This window comes from Burkholderia mayonis, from assembly GCF_001523745.2.
Lineage (GTDB): Bacteria > Pseudomonadota > Gammaproteobacteria > Burkholderiales > Burkholderiaceae > Burkholderia > Burkholderia mayonis.
Genome location: NZ_CP013386.1, coordinates 2,057,363 through 2,076,733, shown reverse-complemented (window position 1 = coordinate 2,076,733; position 19,371 = coordinate 2,057,363). Strand labels below are relative to the sequence as shown.

At 66.5% G+C, this 19,371-nt stretch carries 19 protein-coding genes and 1 other RNA gene; 12 read left to right on the top strand and 8 right to left on the bottom strand.

Translation table 11 applies throughout. The annotated features are described in order from the left end of the window. Positions 1 to 132 precede the first annotated feature (132 nt). The 6 genes from WS70_RS10195 to trxA form a co-directional block, all read right to left on the bottom strand. On the bottom strand, positions 133 to 396 hold the full coding sequence (locus WS70_RS10195; RefSeq protein ID WP_010103191.1) for a type B 50S ribosomal protein L31: 264 nt from the start codon (positions 394 to 396) through the stop codon (positions 133 to 135). Positions 397 to 614: 218 nt separating this feature from the next. Then, entirely contained in the window at positions 615 to 1,460 is an 846-nt protein-coding gene (locus WS70_RS10190) for a M90 family metallopeptidase (protein WP_059469733.1), read from the bottom strand. Positions 1,461 to 1,501: 41 nt separating this feature from the next. Beyond that, positions 1,502 to 3,058, bottom strand: coding sequence for an MFS transporter (locus tag WS70_RS10185; RefSeq protein ID WP_059598641.1), 1,557 nt, complete (start codon positions 3,056 to 3,058; stop codon positions 1,502 to 1,504). Beyond that, on the bottom strand, positions 3,055 to 3,570 hold the full coding sequence (locus tag WS70_RS10180) for a MerR family transcriptional regulator (protein ID WP_059469735.1): 516 nt from the start codon (positions 3,568 to 3,570) through the stop codon (positions 3,055 to 3,057). The genes WS70_RS10185 and WS70_RS10180 overlap by 4 nt, the downstream gene beginning before the upstream one ends. A 138-nt stretch (positions 3,571 to 3,708) precedes the next feature. Then, positions 3,709 to 4,971 carry a transcription termination factor Rho gene (rho, locus tag WS70_RS10175; protein WP_059469736.1) on the bottom strand — a complete coding sequence of 421 codons (1,263 nt, stop codon included), beginning with the start codon at positions 4,969 to 4,971 and terminating at the stop codon, positions 3,709 to 3,711. A gap of 194 nt (positions 4,972 to 5,165) precedes the next feature. Beyond that, the gene (gene trxA / locus WS70_RS10165) at positions 5,166 to 5,492 is read right to left on the bottom strand and encodes a thioredoxin TrxA (protein ID WP_009890789.1); all 327 of its coding nucleotides are present in this window, start codon (positions 5,490 to 5,492) and stop codon (positions 5,166 to 5,168) included. A gap of 397 nt (positions 5,493 to 5,889) precedes the next feature. Here trxA and ffs point away from each other — a divergent pair. From ffs to WS70_RS10115, 10 genes are all read left to right on the top strand, one after another. Further along, an RNA gene (ffs, locus tag WS70_RS10160) (signal recognition particle sRNA small type) lies at positions 5,890 to 5,988 on the top strand. Between the two features lie 134 nt (positions 5,989 to 6,122). Continuing rightward, the gene (locus WS70_RS10155) at positions 6,123 to 8,570 is read left to right on the top strand and encodes a DNA polymerase III subunit gamma/tau (protein WP_059598642.1); all 2,448 of its coding nucleotides are present in this window, start codon (positions 6,123 to 6,125) and stop codon (positions 8,568 to 8,570) included. A 94-nt stretch (positions 8,571 to 8,664) separates the two neighbouring features. Next, on the top strand, positions 8,665 to 8,991 hold the full coding sequence (locus WS70_RS10150; protein WP_059469738.1) for a YbaB/EbfC family nucleoid-associated protein: 327 nt from the start codon (positions 8,665 to 8,667) through the stop codon (positions 8,989 to 8,991). 31 nt (positions 8,992 to 9,022) lie between these two features. Continuing rightward, positions 9,023 to 9,625 carry a recombination mediator RecR gene (gene recR, locus WS70_RS10145; RefSeq protein WP_082722479.1) on the top strand — a complete coding sequence of 201 codons (603 nt, stop codon included), beginning with the start codon at positions 9,023 to 9,025 and terminating at the stop codon, positions 9,623 to 9,625. A gap of 63 nt (positions 9,626 to 9,688) precedes the next feature. Continuing rightward, positions 9,689 to 10,894: a CaiB/BaiF CoA transferase family protein gene (locus WS70_RS10140; protein WP_059598643.1), complete on the top strand. Its 1,206-nt coding sequence runs from the start codon at positions 9,689 to 9,691 to the stop codon at positions 10,892 to 10,894. A gap of 92 nt (positions 10,895 to 10,986) precedes the next feature. Further along, positions 10,987 to 11,748 carry a 5'/3'-nucleotidase SurE gene (surE, locus tag WS70_RS10135; protein WP_059598644.1) on the top strand — a complete coding sequence of 254 codons (762 nt, stop codon included), beginning with the start codon at positions 10,987 to 10,989 and terminating at the stop codon, positions 11,746 to 11,748. Further along, positions 11,745 to 12,743: a protein-L-isoaspartate(D-aspartate) O-methyltransferase gene (locus WS70_RS10130; RefSeq protein ID WP_059598675.1), complete on the top strand. Its 999-nt coding sequence runs from the start codon at positions 11,745 to 11,747 to the stop codon at positions 12,741 to 12,743. Before surE ends, WS70_RS10130 begins: the two co-directional genes overlap by 4 nt. Before the next feature lie 11 nt (positions 12,744 to 12,754). After that, positions 12,755 to 13,624 carry a peptidoglycan DD-metalloendopeptidase family protein gene (locus WS70_RS10125; protein ID WP_059598645.1) on the top strand — a complete coding sequence of 290 codons (870 nt, stop codon included), beginning with the start codon at positions 12,755 to 12,757 and terminating at the stop codon, positions 13,622 to 13,624. An 11-nt stretch (positions 13,625 to 13,635) separates the two neighbouring features. Beyond that, a complete protein-coding gene (gene rpoS, locus WS70_RS10120; protein ID WP_059469742.1) occupies positions 13,636 to 14,724 on the top strand; it encodes an RNA polymerase sigma factor RpoS in 1,089 nt (362 codons plus the stop codon). Positions 14,725 to 14,731: 7 nt separating this feature from the next. Beyond that, positions 14,732 to 15,508, top strand: coding sequence for a 3'-5' exonuclease (locus WS70_RS10115; protein WP_059469743.1), 777 nt, complete (start codon positions 14,732 to 14,734; stop codon positions 15,506 to 15,508). 57 nt (positions 15,509 to 15,565) lie between these two features. On the opposite strand, the gene WS70_RS10110 is transcribed toward WS70_RS10115, so the two are convergent. Next, the gene (locus tag WS70_RS10110) at positions 15,566 to 16,426 is read right to left on the bottom strand and encodes an endonuclease/exonuclease/phosphatase family protein (protein WP_059469744.1); all 861 of its coding nucleotides are present in this window, start codon (positions 16,424 to 16,426) and stop codon (positions 15,566 to 15,568) included. A 76-nt stretch (positions 16,427 to 16,502) separates the two neighbouring features. On the opposite strand from WS70_RS10110, the gene rlmD reads away from it, so the two are divergent. Next, the gene (rlmD, locus tag WS70_RS10105; protein WP_059469745.1) at positions 16,503 to 17,900 is read left to right on the top strand and encodes a 23S rRNA (uracil(1939)-C(5))-methyltransferase RlmD; all 1,398 of its coding nucleotides are present in this window, start codon (positions 16,503 to 16,505) and stop codon (positions 17,898 to 17,900) included. Positions 17,901 to 17,983: 83 nt separating this feature from the next. Here rlmD and WS70_RS10100 read toward each other — a convergent pair whose 3' ends face one another. Beyond that, positions 17,984 to 18,679, bottom strand: a complete 696-nt coding sequence (locus tag WS70_RS10100) for a Bax inhibitor-1/YccA family protein (RefSeq protein ID WP_059469746.1) — start codon at positions 18,677 to 18,679, stop codon at positions 17,984 to 17,986. A gap of 248 nt (positions 18,680 to 18,927) precedes the next feature. Here WS70_RS10100 and ndk point away from each other — a divergent pair, with 248 nt between their 5' ends. Then, on the top strand, positions 18,928 to 19,353 hold the full coding sequence (gene ndk / locus WS70_RS10095; protein WP_059469747.1) for a nucleoside-diphosphate kinase: 426 nt from the start codon (positions 18,928 to 18,930) through the stop codon (positions 19,351 to 19,353). The last annotated feature ends 18 nt before the right edge of the window (positions 19,354 to 19,371 follow it).

Below are 19,371 nucleotides of genomic sequence, written 5' to 3'. Positions count from 1 at the left end.
CGTCAGCGAACCGGATGGCCCGCGCGGCGCTCGGCGACCGTGCGGGATGAGCGGGGACAAAAAAAGGCAGCCTGGGCTGCCTTCTTTGCGGAGCCGGTCCGGCGCGAGGCCGGTGCCGACGGGGCGCGAAGCTTACTTCGCAGCCTTGCCGCTGGCGCGTGCGCCGAACTTGTTCTTGAACTTCTCGACGCGGCCCGCCGTATCCATGATCTTTTGCTGGCCGGTGTAGAACGAGTGCGACTCCGACGACACTTCGATCTTCGCGAGCGGGTAGGTCTTGCCGTCGAGCTCGACGGTTTCGCGCGTCTGGATCGTCGAGCGCGTGATGAACTTGAAGCCGTTCGACATGTCTTGGAAGACGACTTCGCGGTAATCCGGGTGAATGCCTTGTTTCATGGTTTTTCCAGTGTAAGAGCGGTAGCCAGCCCGCCGCTTGCGCATCGCGCTTCGCATCATGTCCGGACAGCCGGACATGCGTGCTGGGCGCGTCGTGAATCGACGCCGGTCGGCGCTGCGCGGTGCCGAGGTGCGAAAGCCCGGCGCGAGCCACTTGCCTAAGGTCGAAAGCTCGCGATTATGCCAGAAAATCAGACGCCTGGCGAATTTTTCGTCCGTCAAGCGCGCGCTGCGGGCTGCGCGAGGACACCCGTTTGCGCGGGATCCTGCCGGTAATAGCGGGCGAGCAGCCGGTAAAGCTCCGGAAATTCGGCCTCGAACGCCCGGGGCTTGACGAAGAGCGCTTCGCTGCAGACCGCGAAGAATTCCGACGGGTGGTCGGCCGCATACGGATCGATCAGCGAATCGCGCTCGAAGCGCGCCCACGCGCGGTCCGGCACCGCGTCGACGCGGTCGCAGAATTGGTCGTACGCATGGTCGAACACGTCGGCCCAGCGTTCGGCGTCGAGGTCCGGCGCGTGCCAGCGGCGAAAAAGGGGCGGATGACCGTCGGCCGGGCCGCTCATCATGTCGATCTTGTGCGCGAATTCGTGGATCACGACGTTGTACGCGTCCGAGCCGTCCGACATCTGCACGTCCTCCCACGACAGGATCACCGGGCCGCCTTCCCACGCTTCGCCGCTCGCGTCGTGCTCGACCTCGTGAACGACGCCGTCCTCGTCCTCGACCGTCTTGCGGATCACGAACTCGCCCGGATAGACGACGATGCCGACCCAGCCGCGATACAGGTCGAGGCCGAGATTCAGCACGGGCACGCACGCTTGCACGGCAATGCCGACGACGATCGCATCGGTGAGCTCGAGCCCGTGCGCGGTCGAGAACGACTTCTGAGCGAGAAAGAGACTCGTCGTCTCGCGCAGCCGCTCACGGTCTTCGGTCGACAGATACGACAGAAACGGCAGGTGCTCGAGCGTGTCGCGCCACAGCGCATCCGGGATCGGATGCGCGCGCAGCGCGCGGTCGCGGCGGCGCGCGTCGAACCACTGGGTGAGTTTGGAAAACATCGGGATGGCGAGGGCGTGAAGCGACAGGCGCTAAACGTACCTCAATCGATCTCTTTTTGCCAGGCGGCGAAGATGCCGCCGCAGATCGCGACGCCCGCGAGGAAATAGAAGCCGTCGAGCGACGACAGAAACGACGCCTGCTGCGCGATCGTCCGGCTCACGGTGACGAGCGCGAGCGCGTGCGCCTCGTTCAGCGCGTGGCCCGCCTCGGCGAAGCTGCGCGTCAGCGTATCGATGGTCTGCTGGAACAGCGGGTTGTAGACGTTCGCCTGCTCGACGAGCCGCGTCTGATGCACGGCGAGCCGGTGCTGCTCGACGATGATGACGGACGCGGTCGCGAACGAGATCGTCAGTTGTCGAACGATGTTCTTCAGCCGGTAGCCGTGCGAATATTCTTCGATCGCGAACACGCGGAACGTTAGATTCGCGACGGGCAGCACGATGAAAAGGAGCAGCAGCCCGCGCATCAGGAGCGGCACGACGAGCGCGGCCTGGCCGACGTCGGGCGCCATCCGCGTCATCCACAGTGCGGCGAACGCGGCCATCGCGAAGCCCGGCACGATGATCCATTTCTTGTGCGTGAGCCGCGCCGCGTAGCGCAGATAGACGAAGAGCGCGCTCGCGGAGATCAGCGACATCGTGCCGACGAGCCGCCCGGCGTTCTCGACCGGATAGCCGAGTCCGGTTTCGAGAAAGCGGGAGATCAGGTAGCTGTAGCCCGTCGTCTCGTAGTAATAGAACATATAGAGCAGCAGGCCGACCTGAAACGTGCGCTCGCGAAACGCGTGCAGCCGCACGAGCGGCGCCGGATGGCGCCACTGGTGGTAGCCGAACCACGCGAGCGCGGCGAGGCCGCCCGCCGTCAGCAGCACGAGCTGCGGCGAGCCGGCGAAGAGCTGGAAGCGCACCTGCTGCATCACGATCTGCAGCGCGGCCTGTGCGAGCGCGAAGGTCACGTACGGCCAGAAGTGCGCGCTGCCGCGCTCGTCGGGCGGCGTGTGGCCGAAATCCGGCAGCGCGACGAATGCGAGCGCGGCGAACAGGATGCCCGTCGGCACCGTGCACGCGAACAGGGCGCGCCACGTGAAGTGCGCGACCAGCAGGCCGCCCGCGATCGGCGCGAGCGCGCTGCCGAGCAGCAGCATGATGAGGAACGCGCGCGTCGCGGGCGGGCGGTCTTTCGGCGCGAAGCTGGTCTGGATCAGGATCCGGCACGCGCCCATCATCGGGCCGATGAAATAGCCTTGAAAGCCGCGCGCGAATGCGAGCTGCAGCGACGTGTCCGCGAGCGCCGCGGCCGCCGCGCCGAGCGAGAACATCAGCATGCAGCCGGCGACGTAGCGGCGATGCCCGAGCCGGTCGACCCACCATTGCTGCTGCAGGATGCCAAGCACCGCGGTCACCGCGTACGTGCTCGACGCCCACACGAGCTCGTCCGGCGACGCATTGATCCCGCCCGCGATGTAGCTCGCGAAAAACGAGAACGCCGCGTTGTCGAAGTAGTCGAGGCCGGTGACGATCGCGAGCACCCATGGAAAGAAATCGCCGCGCAGGTTCGCGGCGCTCCAAAGCGGCGGCCGATCCGGCGTTGCGCTCATGCGTCGGTCCCGCCCGTCTTGCGGCTGCTCGATTGGCGGCCGTGCGCCGCGGCCCGGCGCTGGGCGATCAACTCGTCGGGGTTTTCGCCGGCGAGCCGGCGCTCGACATAATCGATGTCGTGCTGCAACTCTTTCTTCAGCGCGCGCACCTCCTTCAATTCACGCTGTGCGGCGGCGATGCGCGCATCGAGCGTCGCGATCTGCTGCGACAGATCCGCGTGAATGTCGCGCAGCGACGCGTCCGAGTAGCGCCGCCGCCCGTCGCCCGTCGCTTCGAGCGGGCGCTTCAGCATCTCGGTGATGCCGTGCAGCGAGAAGCCGAGCGCGCGCAACCGCAGGATGCGCTCGAAGCGCTCGAGATCCGAGGCGTCATACAGCCGGTAGCGGCCTTCGCTGCGCGACGGCGTGATGAGCCCGCGCTCCTCGTAGTACTTGAGCGTGCGCGGCGTCACGCCGAGCCGCGCGGCGGCGTCGCGTACGGTCAGGAGCAGGGTGGGAGGGGCGTCGCTCATGGCGGGGAAATCTCCGGACGACGAAGGGTCGATATCCGCGATTATAGATCAACGTGTACGTTCACGTACATGTTGATCTATAAAAAACCGCCCGGCGAACGGGCGGTTCTTCACTGCGGCGAGCGAGCGGAGCGGGCGTCAGCCGCCGCGGCGCATCAGATCGAAGAATTCTGCGTTGCTCTTCGTCTGGCGGATCTTGTCGAGCAGGAATTCCATCGCTTCGACTTCGTCCATGTCGTGGATGAACTTGCGCAGCACCCAGATTTTTTGGAGGATCTCGGGCTTGATCAGCATTTCTTCGCGACGCGTGCCGGACTTGTTCAGGTTGATCGACGGATAGACGCGCTTTTCCGCGAGGCGGCGCTCGAGGTGCACTTCCATGTTGCCCGTGCCCTTGAACTCTTCGTAGATCACGTCGTCCATACGGCTGCCGGTTTCGATCAGCGCGGTGCCGATGATCGTGAGCGAGCCGCCTTCCTCGATGTTGCGCGCCGCGCCGAAGAAGCGCTTGGGGCGCTGCAGCGCGTTCGCGTCAACGCCGCCCGTCAGCACCTTGCCCGACGCCGGGATCACGGTGTTGTACGCGCGTGCGAGACGCGTGATCGAGTCGAGCAGGATCACGACGTCGTGCTTCATTTCGACGAGGCGCTTGGCTTTCTCGATCACCATTTCGGCGACCTGCACGTGACGCGTGGCCGGTTCGTCGAACGTCGACGCGATCACTTCGCCCGCGACCGAGCGCTGCATTTCGGTCACTTCTTCGGGGCGCTCGTCGATGAGGAGCACGAACAGGATCACGTCCGGATGGTTCTGCTTGATCGCATGCGCGATGTGTTGAAGCATCACGGTCTTGCCGGACTTTGGCGACGCGACGAGCAAGCCGCGCTGGCCCTTGCCGATCGGCGCGATCATGTCGATGATGCGGCCCGTCACGTTTTCCTCGCCGCGCATTTCGCGCTCGAGCGACAGCGGCTTGTTCGGGTGGAGCGGCGTGAGGTTCTCGAACATGATCTTGTGTTTCGAGGCCTCGGGCGGCTGCCCGTTGACTTTGTCGACCTTCACGAGCGCGAAATAGCGCTCGCCGTCCTTCGGCGTGCGGACTTCGCCTTCGATCGTGTCGCCGGTGTGCAGGTTGAAGCGGCGGATCTGCGACGGGCTGATGTAGATGTCGTCGGTGCTCGCGAGGTACGACATTTCCGGCGAGCGCAGGAAGCCGAAACCATCCGGCAGCACTTCGAGCGTGCCGTCGCCGAAGATCGTTTCTCCCGTCTTGGCGCGCTTTTTGAGAATGGCGAACATCAACTCCTGCTTTCGCAGGCGGTTCGCGTTTTCGATCTCCAGGCCATTGGCCATTTCGATCAATTCGGAGACGTGCAGAGACTTGAGCTCGGATAAATGCATACGGAGATCCCGCCAGGGAGGAGATGCGACGAAAGATATAGGGAGGAGGGCGAGCGGAAGCGCTCAGAGACTTATATGCGTCTTATCGACGTTTTTGATTCTAGCATAGGCCGATTCGGGCTTGAGCGGCCGATCGGCGGATTTCGCGGCGCATGTGTTGTCGGCTGACAACACGTGCGCCGCGGTGTATCCGTTTAGAGATGGCTGTCCAGGAACGCGGTAAGTTGCGACTTCGACAGCGCGCCGACCTTCTGCGCGGCGACCGCGCCGTTCTTGAAGAGGATCAGCGTCGGGATGCCGCGCACGCCGAACTTCGCGGGCGTCGCCTGGTTGTCGTCGACATTGATCTTCGCGATCTGCAGCTTGTCGCCGTAGTCCTTCGCGACTTCGTCGAGGATCGGGGCGATCATCTTGCACGGACCGCACCACTCGGCCCAGAAGTCCAGCAGGACCGGCTTGTCGGACTTGACGACGTCCTGCTCGAACGATGCGTCGCTGATGTGTTTGATCTGTTCGCTCATTGGGTCAATACCTCTTTCGGTTCGGGGACTGCCTGCGCCGGCTGCCCACGGGCTTTGCCGGTCGCCGGGGCAGGAAGCTCCGCTCTTGCGAAAAGAAGGGCGTGAGCGCTGCATGCCGCGGCTCGCGGGTCATTCGGGCGTCATATTAGCCTAAATTGCTATCTGCTGTTGACGGCGATAGTAGCCGCTACGCGAATAGGGGGTGATGCGCATCCGGCTCGCCGCCCGCATGTGCATCAAATGGGCGCGGCGCAGCGAATTGCAAGGGGCGGGCAATCGGATAATCGACCGCGGTGCGTTCGGGAAAGCGCGGATCGGCATTGGGAATGGCGCGATTTATCGTCTCGTATGCGAATAACGGTCGCGCCGCGCGCGAAGCGATGCTAGAATGCGCCGTGACGGGCCTCCTCGCATGGTGGGGTGGTCAACCTGGTCAGGTCGGGAACGAAGCAGCCACAGCCGTTTTCCGCCAGTGCCGAGGGTCGGGCTCGTCACCTTCCGCTTGTATTTCCCGCGCACGTTCTTCCGTTTTCCTCCCTTTCCTTTCGCTTCCCAATCGACTCCGATGTGCGCGTGCTTCGCGACGTTCAACCTGTCGGCGCGGCGCAGCGTTGCTGATACAATTTCCCGATGACCTATCAAGTTCTCGCACGCAAGTGGCGTCCGAAGGATTTCGCTTCGCTCGTCGGCCAGGAGCACGTCGTCAGGGCGCTCACGCACGCGCTCGACGGCGGGCGTTTGCACCACGCCTATCTATTTACAGGCACGCGCGGCGTCGGCAAGACCACGCTGTCGCGAATCTTCGCGAAGGCGCTCAATTGCGAGACGGGCGTCACGTCGCAGCCGTGCGGCGTGTGCCGCGCGTGCCGCGAAATCGATGAGGGACGCTTCGTCGACTATGTCGAAATGGACGCGGCGAGCAATCGCGGCGTCGACGAAATGGCCGCGCTGCTCGAGCGCGCGGTGTACGCGCCCGTCGATGCGCGCTTCAAGGTCTACATGATCGACGAAGTGCACATGTTGACGAACCACGCGTTCAACGCGATGCTGAAGACGCTCGAGGAGCCGCCGCCGCACGTCAAATTCATCCTCGCGACCACCGATCCGCAAAAGATCCCTGTCACTGTGTTGTCGCGCTGCCTGCAGTTCAATTTGAAGCAGATGCCGGCTGGGCACATCGTGTCGCATCTCGAACGGATTCTGGGCGAAGAAAAGATCGCGTTCGAGCCGCAGGCGCTGCGTCTTCTCGCGCGCGCCGCGCAAGGCAGCATGCGCGACGCGCTGTCGCTGACCGACCAGGCGATCGCGTATTCGGCGAACGAAGTGACGGAAACCGCCGTGTCCGGCATGCTAGGCACGCTCGACCAGACTTACATGGTGCGCCTCCTCGATGCGCTAGCAGCGGCCGACGGTCCGCAGATCCTTGCCGTCGCCGACGAGATGGCGCTGCGCAGCCTGTCGTTCTCGGCCGCGCTGCAGGATCTCGCGAGCCTGCTGCACCGGATCGCATGGGCGCAGTTCGCACCGGCGTCGGTGCTCGACGAATGGCCGGAAGCGGCCGATCTGCGCCGCTTCGCCGAGCTGATGAGTCCCGAGCAGGTGCAACTCTATTATCAGATCGCGACGGTCGGGCGCGGCGAGCTCGGTCTCGCGCCCGATGAATACGCGGGCTTCACGATGACGCTGCTGCGGATGCTCGCGTTCGAACCCGCGACGACGGGCGGCGGCGCGCCGGGCGGCGGGTTGCCGGCTCAGGCGAGCGGCGCGGCGACGAAGTCGAGCGCGCGCGCGGCTGCGGCACTCAGTGCATCGCCGGCGGCGATTGCCGCTACGGCGCAAGCGCCGAAGGCGGCTGGCGCACGCGCGGCGGCGGTTCGCTCCGACTTGCCGCCTGCGCAAGCGGAGCCGGCAGCGGCAGAGCGAAGTGGCGACGCGCCCACGAACGCGCGTGTTCCGGCCAGCGCTCGATCGGACGACGCGCAATTGCGTTCCGCTGCGCCGCGCGCCGAATCGAGCGCACCGGAAAACTCGCAGCCAAGCGTTGCATCCGAATCCGCGGCGCGCGCGACCGCTTCGCACGAGCCGGCATCCGCCGCGACGATCGCCGCGGCCACGCCTGCTGCTGCCGCATCGACGGCTGAAACCGCTGCGGAGCCGGTGCCTGTCGCGGCCGGGCAAGCGCCGGCTCCGGCCGCGCTCGCCGCACAGGGTTCCGCATCCGCGTCGCGCGCGACCGGTGCGGCCGCGGCGCTCGACGTACTGCGCAACGCGGGCATGCGCGTGTCGTCCGATCGCGGTCGTGGCGCCGGTGCCGCCCGCTCGGCCGAGCCGGCTGCCGCACCCGCGGCGAAGTCCGCGCCGCACGCGCCGGTGCCGGTGCCGACGCCGCGCGCCCGTTCGGCGCAAGGCGATGCGTCGCCGAACGGCGCTGCGCGCGCGGATGCGCGATCCGAGTCTCGCAACGCGCCGCCGCCGTGGGAGGACATTCCGCCCGACGACTACGTGCCGTTTTCGATGGACGACGGTTTCATCCCGCCCGACGACGGATTCATGCCGGTATTCGGCAGCGGTCCCGACGACGTTCGGGTCGCGCCGAAGCCGGCGCCCGCGCCGCCCGTCGACACGCGTCCGCTGCCGGAGGCGATTCCGCTCGACGCGATCGGCTACGACGGCGAATGGCCGACGCTCGCTGCCAGCCTGCCGCTCAAGGGCGTCGCTTATCAGCTTGCGTTCAACAGCGAGCTGACGTCCGTCGACGGCGGCGTGCTCAAGCTCGCCGTGCCGGTGCAGCAATACGCGGATGCCGCGCAAATCTCGAAGCTGAAGGCGGCGCTCGCGGATGCGCTCGGCAAGCCGGTCGACGTCTCTGTCGAAGTCGGGCCGGCGCGCCGCACCGCGGCCGCGATCGCCGCCGCCGAGCGCGTGAAGCGGCAGCGCGAGGCCGAGCAGGAAATGAGCGCCGATCCGTTCGTCCAGCAGTTGCTGCGCGAATTCGGCGCGAGCATCGTCGAGGGTTCGATCCGACCCGTCGGCCCGGATGCGGGCGCTGCGGACGGCGCTGCGCCGACGCTGCATTGACGCGAATCGGACGCCTCCCCGCGTCCGATTCCCATATTCATGAACCGGCGCTAAGATCGCGCCCGTTCGCAATCGATTACGAAGGAGCAAGTCCATGATGAAAGGCCAACTCGCGGGGCTGATGAAGCAGGCCCAGCAGATGCAGGAAAACATGAAGAAGATGCAGGAGCAACTGGCCCTCGTCGAAGTGGAGGGCCAGTCGGGCGCGGGGCTCGTCAAGGTGACGATGACCTGCCGCAACGAAGTGCGCCGTGTGTCGATCGATCCGAGCCTGCTTGCCGACGACAAGGACATGCTCGAGGACCTCGTTGCCGCCGCGTTCAACGATGCGGTGCGCAAGGCCGAGGCGACGTCGCAGGAGAAGATGAGCGGCATGACGGCGGGCCTGCCGCTGCCGCCCGGCTTCAAGCTGCCGTTCTGACGATGAACCGTACGGTCGACGCCGTTTGCGCATGAGCATCAAGCCGCCTTCCGCGCTGTCCGGGCTCGTCGAAGCGCTGCGCGCGCTGCCGGGCGTCGGACCGAAGTCCGCGCAGCGCATCGCGTACCACCTGATGCAGCACGATCGGGAGGGCGCGGAGCGGCTCGGACGGTCGCTCCTGTTCGCGACCGAGCATCTGCGTCACTGCGAGAAGTGCAACACGTTCACGGAGGCGCAGATCTGCGAGGTCTGCAGCGATCCGGAGCGCGATCCGACGCTGCTGTGCGTCGTCGAGACGCCGGCCGATCAGATCATGCTCGAGCAGACGATGACTTACCGCGGGCTGTACTTCGTGCTGATGGGCCGCCTGAGTCCGCTCGACGGCATCGGTCCGAAGGAGATCCATTTCGACCGGCTCGTGCGCCGCGCATCGGACGGCGTCGTGAAGGAAGTCGTGCTCGCGACGAACTTCACGAACGAAGGCGAGGCGACCGCGCACTACCTCGGCCAGACGTTGAAGGCGCGCGGCCTAGCCGTCACGCGGCTCGCGCGCGGCGTGCCGGTGGGCGGCGAGCTCGAATACGTCGACGCCGGCACGATCGCCCGTGCGATGCTCGACAGGCGCACCATCTAGGCGGCGCACGCCGGCACCGCGCGGCCGAACGCCGCGCTTCGTTCAACGATCCAAGGAAGCGACATGAGCGCAACCCACGGCCCGCTCGCGGGCGTCAAGGTGCTCGAACTCGGCACGCTGATCGCGGGCCCGTTCGCCGCGCGCCTCTTCGCCGAGTTCGGCGCGGAAGTCATCAAGATCGAAGATCCGGATGGCGGCGACCCGCTGCGCAAGTGGCGCAAGCTGTATCCGGAGGCGGGCGGCACGTCGCTGTGGTGGTCGGTGCAGGCGCGCAACAAGAAATCGGTGACGATCAACCTGAAGTCCGACGAGGGCAAGGAGATCGTGCGCCGCCTCGCGCGCGAAGCCGACATCGTCGTCGAGAACTTTCGCCCGGGTCTCCTCGAAAAGCTCGGGCTCGGCTACGACGTGCTGTCCGCGGAAAATCCGGGCCTCGTGATGGTGCGCCTGTCCGGCTACGGGCAGACGGGCCCGTACCGCGACCGTCCCGGCTTCGGCGCGATCGCCGAATCGATGGGCGGGCTGCGACACATCACGGGCTACCCGGAACTGCCGCCGCCGCGCATCGGCATCTCGATCGGCGATTCGATCGCGGCGCTGCACGGCGTGATCGGCGCGCTGATGGCGCTGCATCATCGCAACGCGAACGGCGGCGCGGGGCAGGTCGTCGACGTCGCGCTGTACGAGGCCGTCTTCAACATGATGGAGAGCGTCGTGCCCGAATACGGCGTCTACGGGCTCGTGCGCGAGCGCACGGGCGCGTCGCTGCCGGGCATCGTGCCGTCGAACACGTATCCGTGCCGCGATGGCAGCATCGTGATCGGCGGCAACAGCGATCCGATCTTCAAGCGCCTGATGAAGGCGATCGGCCGCGACGACCTCGCGGCCGATCCGGCGCTCGCGCACAACGACGGCCGCGTGCCGCGCACGCAGGAGATCGACGCGGCGATCGGCGCATGGCTCGCCGAGTGCACGATCGACGACGCGCTCGCGGTGCTGAACGCGGCCGACGTGCCGGCGTCGCGGATCTACAGCGTCGCCGACATGTTCACCGATCCGCAATTCGTCGCGCGCCAGATGATCCAGCGTTTCAAACTCGCGGGCGGCGCGGAGATCCCGCTGCCGAACGTGACGCCGAAGCTGTCCGATACGCCGGGCGAAACGCGCTGGCTCGGCCCCGAGCTCGGCGAGCATACGGACGAGGTGCTCGGCGCGCTCGGCTACGACGCGCAGGCGATCGCCGCGCTGCGCGAGAAGCGCGCGATCTGAGCGTTGAGGCCGCGCGCGCACCGCTGCCCGCTGCGCGCGAGGCGGCCCCGGCTGTCGCTCTCGCGCAATCTTTCCTCGGTTACAATCGCCGGATGCGAATACTACTCAGCAACGACGACGGATACCTCGCGCCCGGCATCGCCGCGCTGTACGAAGCGCTGCGCCCGATCGCCGAGGTCATGGTGATGGCGCCCGAGCAGAATTGCAGCGGCGCGTCGAACTCGCTGACGCTGTCGCGTCCGCTCTCGGTGTCGCGCTCGGCGACCACGGGTTTCTACTACGTGAACGGCACGCCGACCGATTCGGTGCACATCGCGCTGACGGACATGCTCGACGCGAAGCCGGACCTCGTTGTGTCGGGGATCAACAACGGCCAGAACATGGGCGACGACACGCTGTATTCCGGCACGGTCGCCGCCGCCACCGAAGGCATCATGTTCGGCATGCCGGCGATCGCGTTCTCGCTCGTTCACAAGGACTGGGCGCATCTCGCGGATGCGGCGCGCGTCGCGGCCGAGGTCGTTCGCCACTATCTCGACAATCCGCTGCCCGGTCAGCCGCTCCTGAACGTCAACATTCCGAACCTGCCTTACGACGAGCTGAAGGGCTGGTGCGTGACGCGGCTTGGCAAGCGCCATCCGTCGCAGCCGGTGATTCGCCAAACCAATCCGCGCGGCGAGCCGATCTACTGGATCGGGGCGTCGGGCGAGGCGCTCGACGCGAGCGAAGGCACCGATTTCCACGCGACCGAGGCGGGCTACGTGTCGATCACGCCGCTGCAGCTCGATCTCACGCACACGCAGATGCTGGCAGCCACGCGCGATTGGGCGCGGGCTGGGAGCGGCGCTTCATGAGCGGCGAGCGCGCGAAGCGGTTTCCGCTCGCGCTCGAGGACCTGAAGCGCGAGCCGCGCAAGCCCGAAGGGCGCGCGGCCGAGCGCCAGGCGACGGGCGACGCCGCCCGCCAGCGCCTCACCGCCGCGGCGGCTGCGGCGCCCGCCGCGGCATCCGCGCTCGCGCCCGATCGGCGCACGTATCGCGCGGCCGGTGCGACGGGGGCCGCTGGCGCGTCCGTTCCGAAGGCGAAGGCTACGCACGCGAAGAAGCATGCGTCGGGTGCGCCCGGCGGCGCGAAGGGCGCGCCGCCCGCATCTGCGAAGAGCGGCGACAAGAGCGCCGCGCCGAACGTCGCGCTGACGGGCGCGCTCGCGCTCACTTCGGAACGGGTGCGCGAGCGCATGGTCGAACGGCTGCAGGCGAACGGCGTGACCGATCCGCGTGTGCTCGCCGCGATGGCGGCCGTGCCGCGCCACATGTTCGTCGATCCGGGGCTCGCGGCCCAGGCGTATGAAGATGCGGCGCTGCCGATCGGCCATCAGCAGACGATCTCGAAGCCGTCGGTCGTCGCGCGAATGATCGAGCTTGCCGCGGCGGGCCGCACGCTCGAGCGCGTGCTCGAAATCGGCACGGGCTGCGGCTATCAGGCCGCGGTGCTGAGCCGCGTCGCGCGCGACGTGTATTCGATCGAACGCGTGAAGCCGCTCTACGAGCGCGCGAAACTGAATTTGCGGCCGCTGCGCGTGCCGAACATCCGCCTGCATTATGGCGACGGACGCGTGGGCCTGCCCGCTGCCGCGCCGTTCGACGCGATCGTGATCGCGGCGGCGGGGCTCGACGTACCGCGGGCGCTGCTGGAACAATTGGCGATCGGCGGTAGGCTCGTCGCGCCTGTCGGCGAGCAGGCGGGCGAGCAGGTGCTGACGCTCGTGGAGCGCGTCGCACCCGCGCAGTGGCGCGAGTCGCGGCTTGATCGCGTTTTCTTTGTCCCTTTAAAATCCGGAGTGATTTGATACCGATGAGTATGCTGCGCGCGATGCAAAACAATCGTTCGAAGGTTCCGCTCTCGCTCGCTCAGCGCGCGATTTGCGTGGCGGCTTTCACGCTGCTCGGCGCGTGCGCGACGCGGCTCGACCAGGCGCCCGTCGTCGACCGTTCCGGTTCGCTCGGCACGACGGCAGCGGCGCAGCCGGCCGCGCCGCTGCCGCCGCCGCCACCGGGCTTTTACCGGGTGAAACCAGGCGACACGCTTTATCGGATCGCGCTCGAGAACGGTCAGAATTATCGCGACATCGCCGCGTGGAACAACCTCACGAACCCGAACCAGATCGAAGTCGATCAGTTGCTGCGCGTCGCGCCGCCGGCAGGCGGCGCGACGACGGCCGCACCGATCGCGGGCGGCGCGGCGACGCCGCCGCTCTCCAGCGGCCCGGCCGCGGTGCCCCCGATCTATGGCTCCGGTTCCAGCGCGAGCTCCGCGCCTGCCGCGCCTGCGCCGAGCGACACGAGCGCACCTGCCGCGAGCAGCAACGTGTCGTTCGCGTGGCCGGTGCGCGGCGCGCTGTTGAACACGTTCGACGATTCGAAGAACAAGGGAATCGACATCGGCGGTTCGGCCGGCGAGGCCGTGAAGGCCGCCGCGGACGGCCGTGTGGTCTATGCGGGGAACGGGCTGCGCGGCTACGGCAACCTCATTATCATCAAGCACGACGCAACTTATCTCACGGCATATGCACACAATCGCGCTTTGATGGTAAAAGAGGGGGACGCGGTGACGAAAGGCCAGAAGATCGCCGAGATGGGTAGCAACGATTCCGACCGCGTGATGCTGCATTTCGAGGTTCGCCGGCAGGGTAAACCTGTCGATCCGCTGAAGTATTTGCCGCCTCAATAAACGAGACGACCATGCCGAAATCGAAGCGCCACGAGCCGCAAGCCGAGTCTGAGAAAATCAGTCGAGCCACGCAAGCATCGGTGGAGCGTGCTGGTGCTTCGACGGACGAGGACGAAGACGTCGCCGACAACGAACGCGACTACGAGTCGCGCGAAGCCGATTCGGACGACTCGGGCGAAGAGCGCGGCGGCACAGCCGACGCGGCGCCCGATCTCGACGACTTCCGGGCGCTTCTGCAGGCGGAGCTCACTGCCGACACGATCCAGCACTACCTGAACCGCATCAGCGTGAAGCCGCTCCTGACGGTCGAGGAGGAACAACGCTATTCGCGGCTCGCGAAGGCGGGCGAGTTCGACGCGCGGCAAGTGATGATCGAGCGGAACCTGCGGCTCGTCGTCAGCATCGCGAAAGGCTATCTGAATCGCGGCGTGCCTCTGCTTGATCTGATCGAAGAGGGCAACCTCGGGCTCATGCATGCGATCGAGAAATTCGATCCCACGCGCGGCTTCCGCTTCTCGACGTACGCGACCTGGTGGATCCGCCAGAGCATCGAGCGCGCGATCATGAATCAGGCGCGCACGGTGCGGCTGCCGGTGCACGTGATCCGCGAGCTGAACCAGGTGCTGCGCGCGAAGCGCCATCTGGAGAAGAACTCGATGTCGACGGGCGAGGCGGCCGAACGCCGCGAGGCGAGCATCGACGACATCGCGTATCTGACTGGCAAGACGGCCGAGGAGGTCACGGACATCCTCGCGCTGAACGAGCACACCGCGTCGCTCGACGCGCCGCTCGATCTCGATCCGGCGAGCAGCCTGCTCGATCTGCTGCCCGACGATCAGAGCCAGTCGCCCGACGCGGAGGTTCAGCATCGCGAGCTGGAGACGCTGACGCGCGCGTGGCTGTCGCGCCTGTCCGACAAGCACCGCCACGTGATCGAGCGGCGCTTCGGCCTCAATCACATCGAACCCGCGACGCTCGAGGAGCTTGCCGACGAGATGGGGCTGACCCGCGAGCGGGTCCGCCAGATCCAGCAGGAAGCGCTCGTGCGGCTCAAGCGGTTTTTCGCATCCAACGGCGTACGCAAGGACGCCGTTCTGTAACTGATCAATGACACCGATTCTGGTTTTTGACATCGAGACGATTCCCGATGTCGACGGCATTCGCCGTCTTGAAGATCTCCCCGCCGACCTCGCCGACGCCGATGTGGCCGAGCGCGCGTTCGCCGCGCGCCGCGAGAAGACGGGCAGCGATTTCCTGCCGCTTCATCTGCAACGGGTCGCGGCGATCTCGTGCGTGTTTCGCGACAACACCGGCTTTCGCGTGCGCTCGCTCGGTGCGCCGGGCGACCCGGAAGCGACACTGATCCAGTCGTTCTACCGCGTGATCGAGAAATACACGCCGCAGCTCGTGTCGTGGAACGGCGGCGGCTTCGATCTCCCGGTGCTGCATTACCGCGGACTCGTGCACGGCGTCGCGGCGCCGCGCTACTGGGACATGGGCGAGGATGATCGCGAGTTCAAGTGGAACAACTACCTGTCGCGCTATCACACGCGGCACCTCGACCTGATGGATCTGCTCGCGCTCTATCAGCCGCGCGCGAGCGCGCCGCTCGACGCGCTCGCGAAGCTGTGCGGCTTTCCGGGCAAGCTCGGGATGAATGGCAGCCAGGTATGGGCGGCGTTCCAGGAAGGGCGGATCGAAGAGATCCGCAACTACTGCGAGACCGACGTCGTGAACACGTACTTGCTGTATTGCCGGTTCCAGCAGATGCGCGGCGGCCTGTCGCCCGCCGAGTACGCCGAAGAAATCGCGCTCGTGAAGAACTCACTCGTGCAGGAGCCTGCGCCGCACTGGGCCGAATACCTCGCCGCGTTCGACGCGTGACCGGACGTCGCCCTTCCCGTTCGCCTCCATCCGCCTGACCGACCGGCGCTTCGATGCTTACGTGTCGCTCAATTCGAGCACGATCGGCTGGTGGTCGGACGCGCGAATCGCGCCGTCGATCTCGCAGCGCGACAGACGGCCGACGAGCGTATCGGTGACGAACACGAAATCGCAGGTGAGCGGCCCTTCCTTCCATTGCTCGATGTCATAGACGCCCGCCGTCATCGGCGGCGTCTCGCCCGGATGGCGCGCGAGCCACGCGTCGACGAAGCGCGGCGCGTCCGGAAGCGGCGCGAGAAAGCGCCGGTACGCGTCGCTGCGGTACGCGCTGTTGAAGTCGCCGCAGACGATCGCGTCGGCCGCGCGCGCCGACGGTGCGAACGGGCCGGTCGGCGTCTCCGGCGGCGCGCTCGCGCGCGTATGCGCGGCTGCCTCGCGATGCAGGCGTCGCAGCGCGTCGACCTGTGCGAGCCGCTGCTCGGCCGAGTAGTACTCGAGATGCGTGACGACGACGCGCAGCGCACCGAGCGGCGCGCGCAGCGTGACTTCGAGCGCGCAGCGCGGCATCGATGGCGCGGCCGCGCTCGCGGGCCACGGCAGCGCGTGGCGCATCACGCGCTCGACGGGCAGCCGTGTCGCGAGCGCGTTCCCGAATTGCCGGCGCGGCGCGCCCGGCTCGAGCGGCGGCAGATCGACGCCGATCGCGTCGAACACGGCGTAGCCTGGCAATAGCGCGGCCAGTTCCGCATACTGATCGTCGGACGGACCGCCCGGCAGCGCGCGAAAGCCGCGCGTGACTTCCTGCATGCACAGCACGTCGAAGTCGCCGAGCCGCCGGGCGGCGCCGACCGTGCGAGCAAGGTCGACCGTGCCGTCGGCGTCCCTTCCCCATTGGATGTTCCAACTGATGAGTCGCATCGTCGAATCTCCATTGTGTGACGGCCGTTCGTCTACAATCTCGTCTTTGCCCACAATCGTTCGTCAGGAAAAGCTGGTGTCAGAAGCCGTCCCTCTCTCCTTGCGCCGCGCGTCGAATGCGCCTGCCGCCCCCGATCGCGCCCCGGTTCTCGATATCGATTCGCTCGACATGGAAGCGCGCGGCGTCGGCCGCGTCGTCGACGAAAACGGCAAGCCCGGCAAGGTGATCTTCGTCGAGGGCGCGTTGCCCGGCGAGCGCGTCACGTATTCGAGCTTCCGCCGGAAGCCGACCTACGAGCAGGCGCAGGTCGTCGATATTCTGCGCCCGAGCGTGATGCGCACGCAGCCGAAATGCGTGTTTTTCGGAACCTGCGGCGGTTGCTCGATGCAGCATCTCGACATGCGCGCGCAGGTCGCGATCAAGCAGCGCGTGCTCGAGGACAATCTGTGGCATCTCGCGAAGCTGCGCGCGGAGGCGATGTTCGCGCCGATTCACGGTCCGTCGTGGGGCTACAGGTATCGGGCGCGCCTCACCGTGCGCCACGTCGCGAAGAAGGGCGGCGTGCTTGTCGGCTTCCACGAGAAGAAGAGCAGCTACGTCGCCGACATGACGAGCTGCGAAGTGCTGCCGCCGCACGTATCGGCGATGCTCGTGCCGCTGCGTCGGCTCGTCGAGCAACTGTCGATCCGCGACCGCATGCCGCAGATCGAGCTCGCGGTCGGCTCGCAGGTGACGGCGCTCGTGCTGCGCGTGCTCGAGCCGATCAACGCGGCCGACGAGGCGCTGTTGCGCGAATTCGCCGACGCGCACCGCGTACAGTTCTGGCTGCAGCCGAAGGGGCCGGATACGGTCGCGCCGTTCTATCCGCTCGACGTGCAGCTCGACTACACGCTGCCCGAATACGGAATCCGGATGCCGTTCAAGCCGACCGACTTCACGCAGGTCAATCACCAGATCAACCGCGTGCTCGTCGGCCGCGCGCTGCGCCTTCTCGCGCCCTCGCGCGACGATCGAGTGCTCGATCTGTTCTGCGGGATCGGCAACTTCACGCTGCCGCTCGCGCGGCTCGCGCGCGAGGTGGTCGGGATCGAGGGCAGCGAAACGCTGACGTCGCGCGCGCTCGAGAATGCGAGGGAAAACGGCGTCGGCGGCCATACGTCGTTTGCATGCCGCAACCTGTTCGAGGTCACGGCCGACGATCTGCGAGCACTCGGCGCGTTCGACAAGTTCCTGATCGATCCGCCGCGCGAAGGCGCGCTCGCGGTGTCGAAGGCGCTCGCGGAGATCGCGCAGAGTGGCGTCGGGCCGCTGCCTTCGCGGATCGCCTACGTGTCGTGCAATCCGTCAACGCTCGCGCGGGACGCGGGTCTCCTCGTGCACGAGGCGGGCTACCGCCTGAAGGGCGCGGGCGTCGTCAACATGTTCCCGCACACGTCGCACGTCGAATCGATCGCGCTCTTCGAGCGCGCGTGACGGCGGCGCCCGCGCGGCACGCACGCAAAAAAACCGGCCAGAGGGCCGGTTTTTCGTGACGTGCGCCGAGGTGTCGCTCAGGCTCAGTTTCGGTTGCCGCCGAAGATGCCAAGCAGCGCGAGCAGGTTTGTGAACACGTTGTACAGATCGAGGTAGATCGCGAGCGTCGCGCTGATGTAGTTGGTTTCGCCGCCGTTCACGACGCGCTGGACGTCGAACAGCATGTACGCCGAGAAGATCACGATCGCGAGCACCGACACGGTCAGCATCAGCGCCGGCAACTGCAGAAACATGTTCGCGACCATCGCGAGCAGGAGCACGATCACGCCGACGAAGAGCCACTTGCCGAGGCCCGAGAAATCGCGCTTGCTGACGGTCGCGACCGTCGCCATCGCGGCAAAGATCACGCCGGTGCCGCCGAACGCGAGCATGATGAGCGACGGGCCATTCGAAAAGCCGAGAATGAAGCTCAGCAGGCGCGACAGCATCAGGCCCATGAAGAACGTGAAGCCGAGCAGCACGAACACGCCGGCCGAGCTGTTCTTCGTGCGCTCGATCGCGAACATGAAGCCGAACGCTATCGCGAAGAACGCGAGGAGGCTCATCATCGGGCTCGTCGCGGCGAACAGCGAGAAACCCGTCGCGACGCCGACCCACGCGCCGAGTACGGTCGGCACCATCGACAGCGCGAGGAGCCAGTAGGTGTTGCGCAGCACGCGGTTGCGAGTCTCGGCCGTGCTGATCGCGCCGCTGCGGCCGAAGTTGTACGAGTCGTTCATGGTTTCTCCTAACATGGAACGTCGCGGCGCCGCCGGCGGGCGGCGCGCTTGTTGCGCCGCAAAAACCGTGAGGCCGCTACCCCCTAAGATAGGTTTCGAGGGCGGAGGTTTCAACGCCTCGGCGCCCGCGAAACACGAAGTATTGGAACCTTTCGTTCGTGTAAGGGTTCAATCGCAATGATACACGGGAACGTGTTACAATGGCGGATTCATTTGAAACTGTAACCTCTTAATTTCTTGGAGTTTTTATGGCAATCGAGCGCACCCTGTCGATCATCAAGCCGGATGCGGTGGCGAAGAACGTGATCGGCCAGATCTACAGCCGTTTCGAAAGCGCCGGCCTGAAGATCGTGGCGGCGCGCATGGCGCACCTGTCGCGCGCCGATGCGGAGAAATTCTACGCCGTGCACGCCGAGCGTCCGTTCTTCAAGGATCTCGTCGAATTCATGATCTCGGGCCCGGTGGTGATCCAGGTTCTGGAAGGCGAGAACGCGATCCTCACGAACCGCGACCTGATGGGCGCGACGGATCCGAAGAAGGCGGAAAAGGGCACGATCCGCGCCGACTTCGCGGACAGCATCGACGCGAACGCCGTGCACGGCTCGGACGCCCCGGAAACGGCGCGCGTCGAAATCGCGTTCTTCTTCCCGGAAATGAACGTCTACTCGCGCTAAGCGGGTCGGGATCCGGCG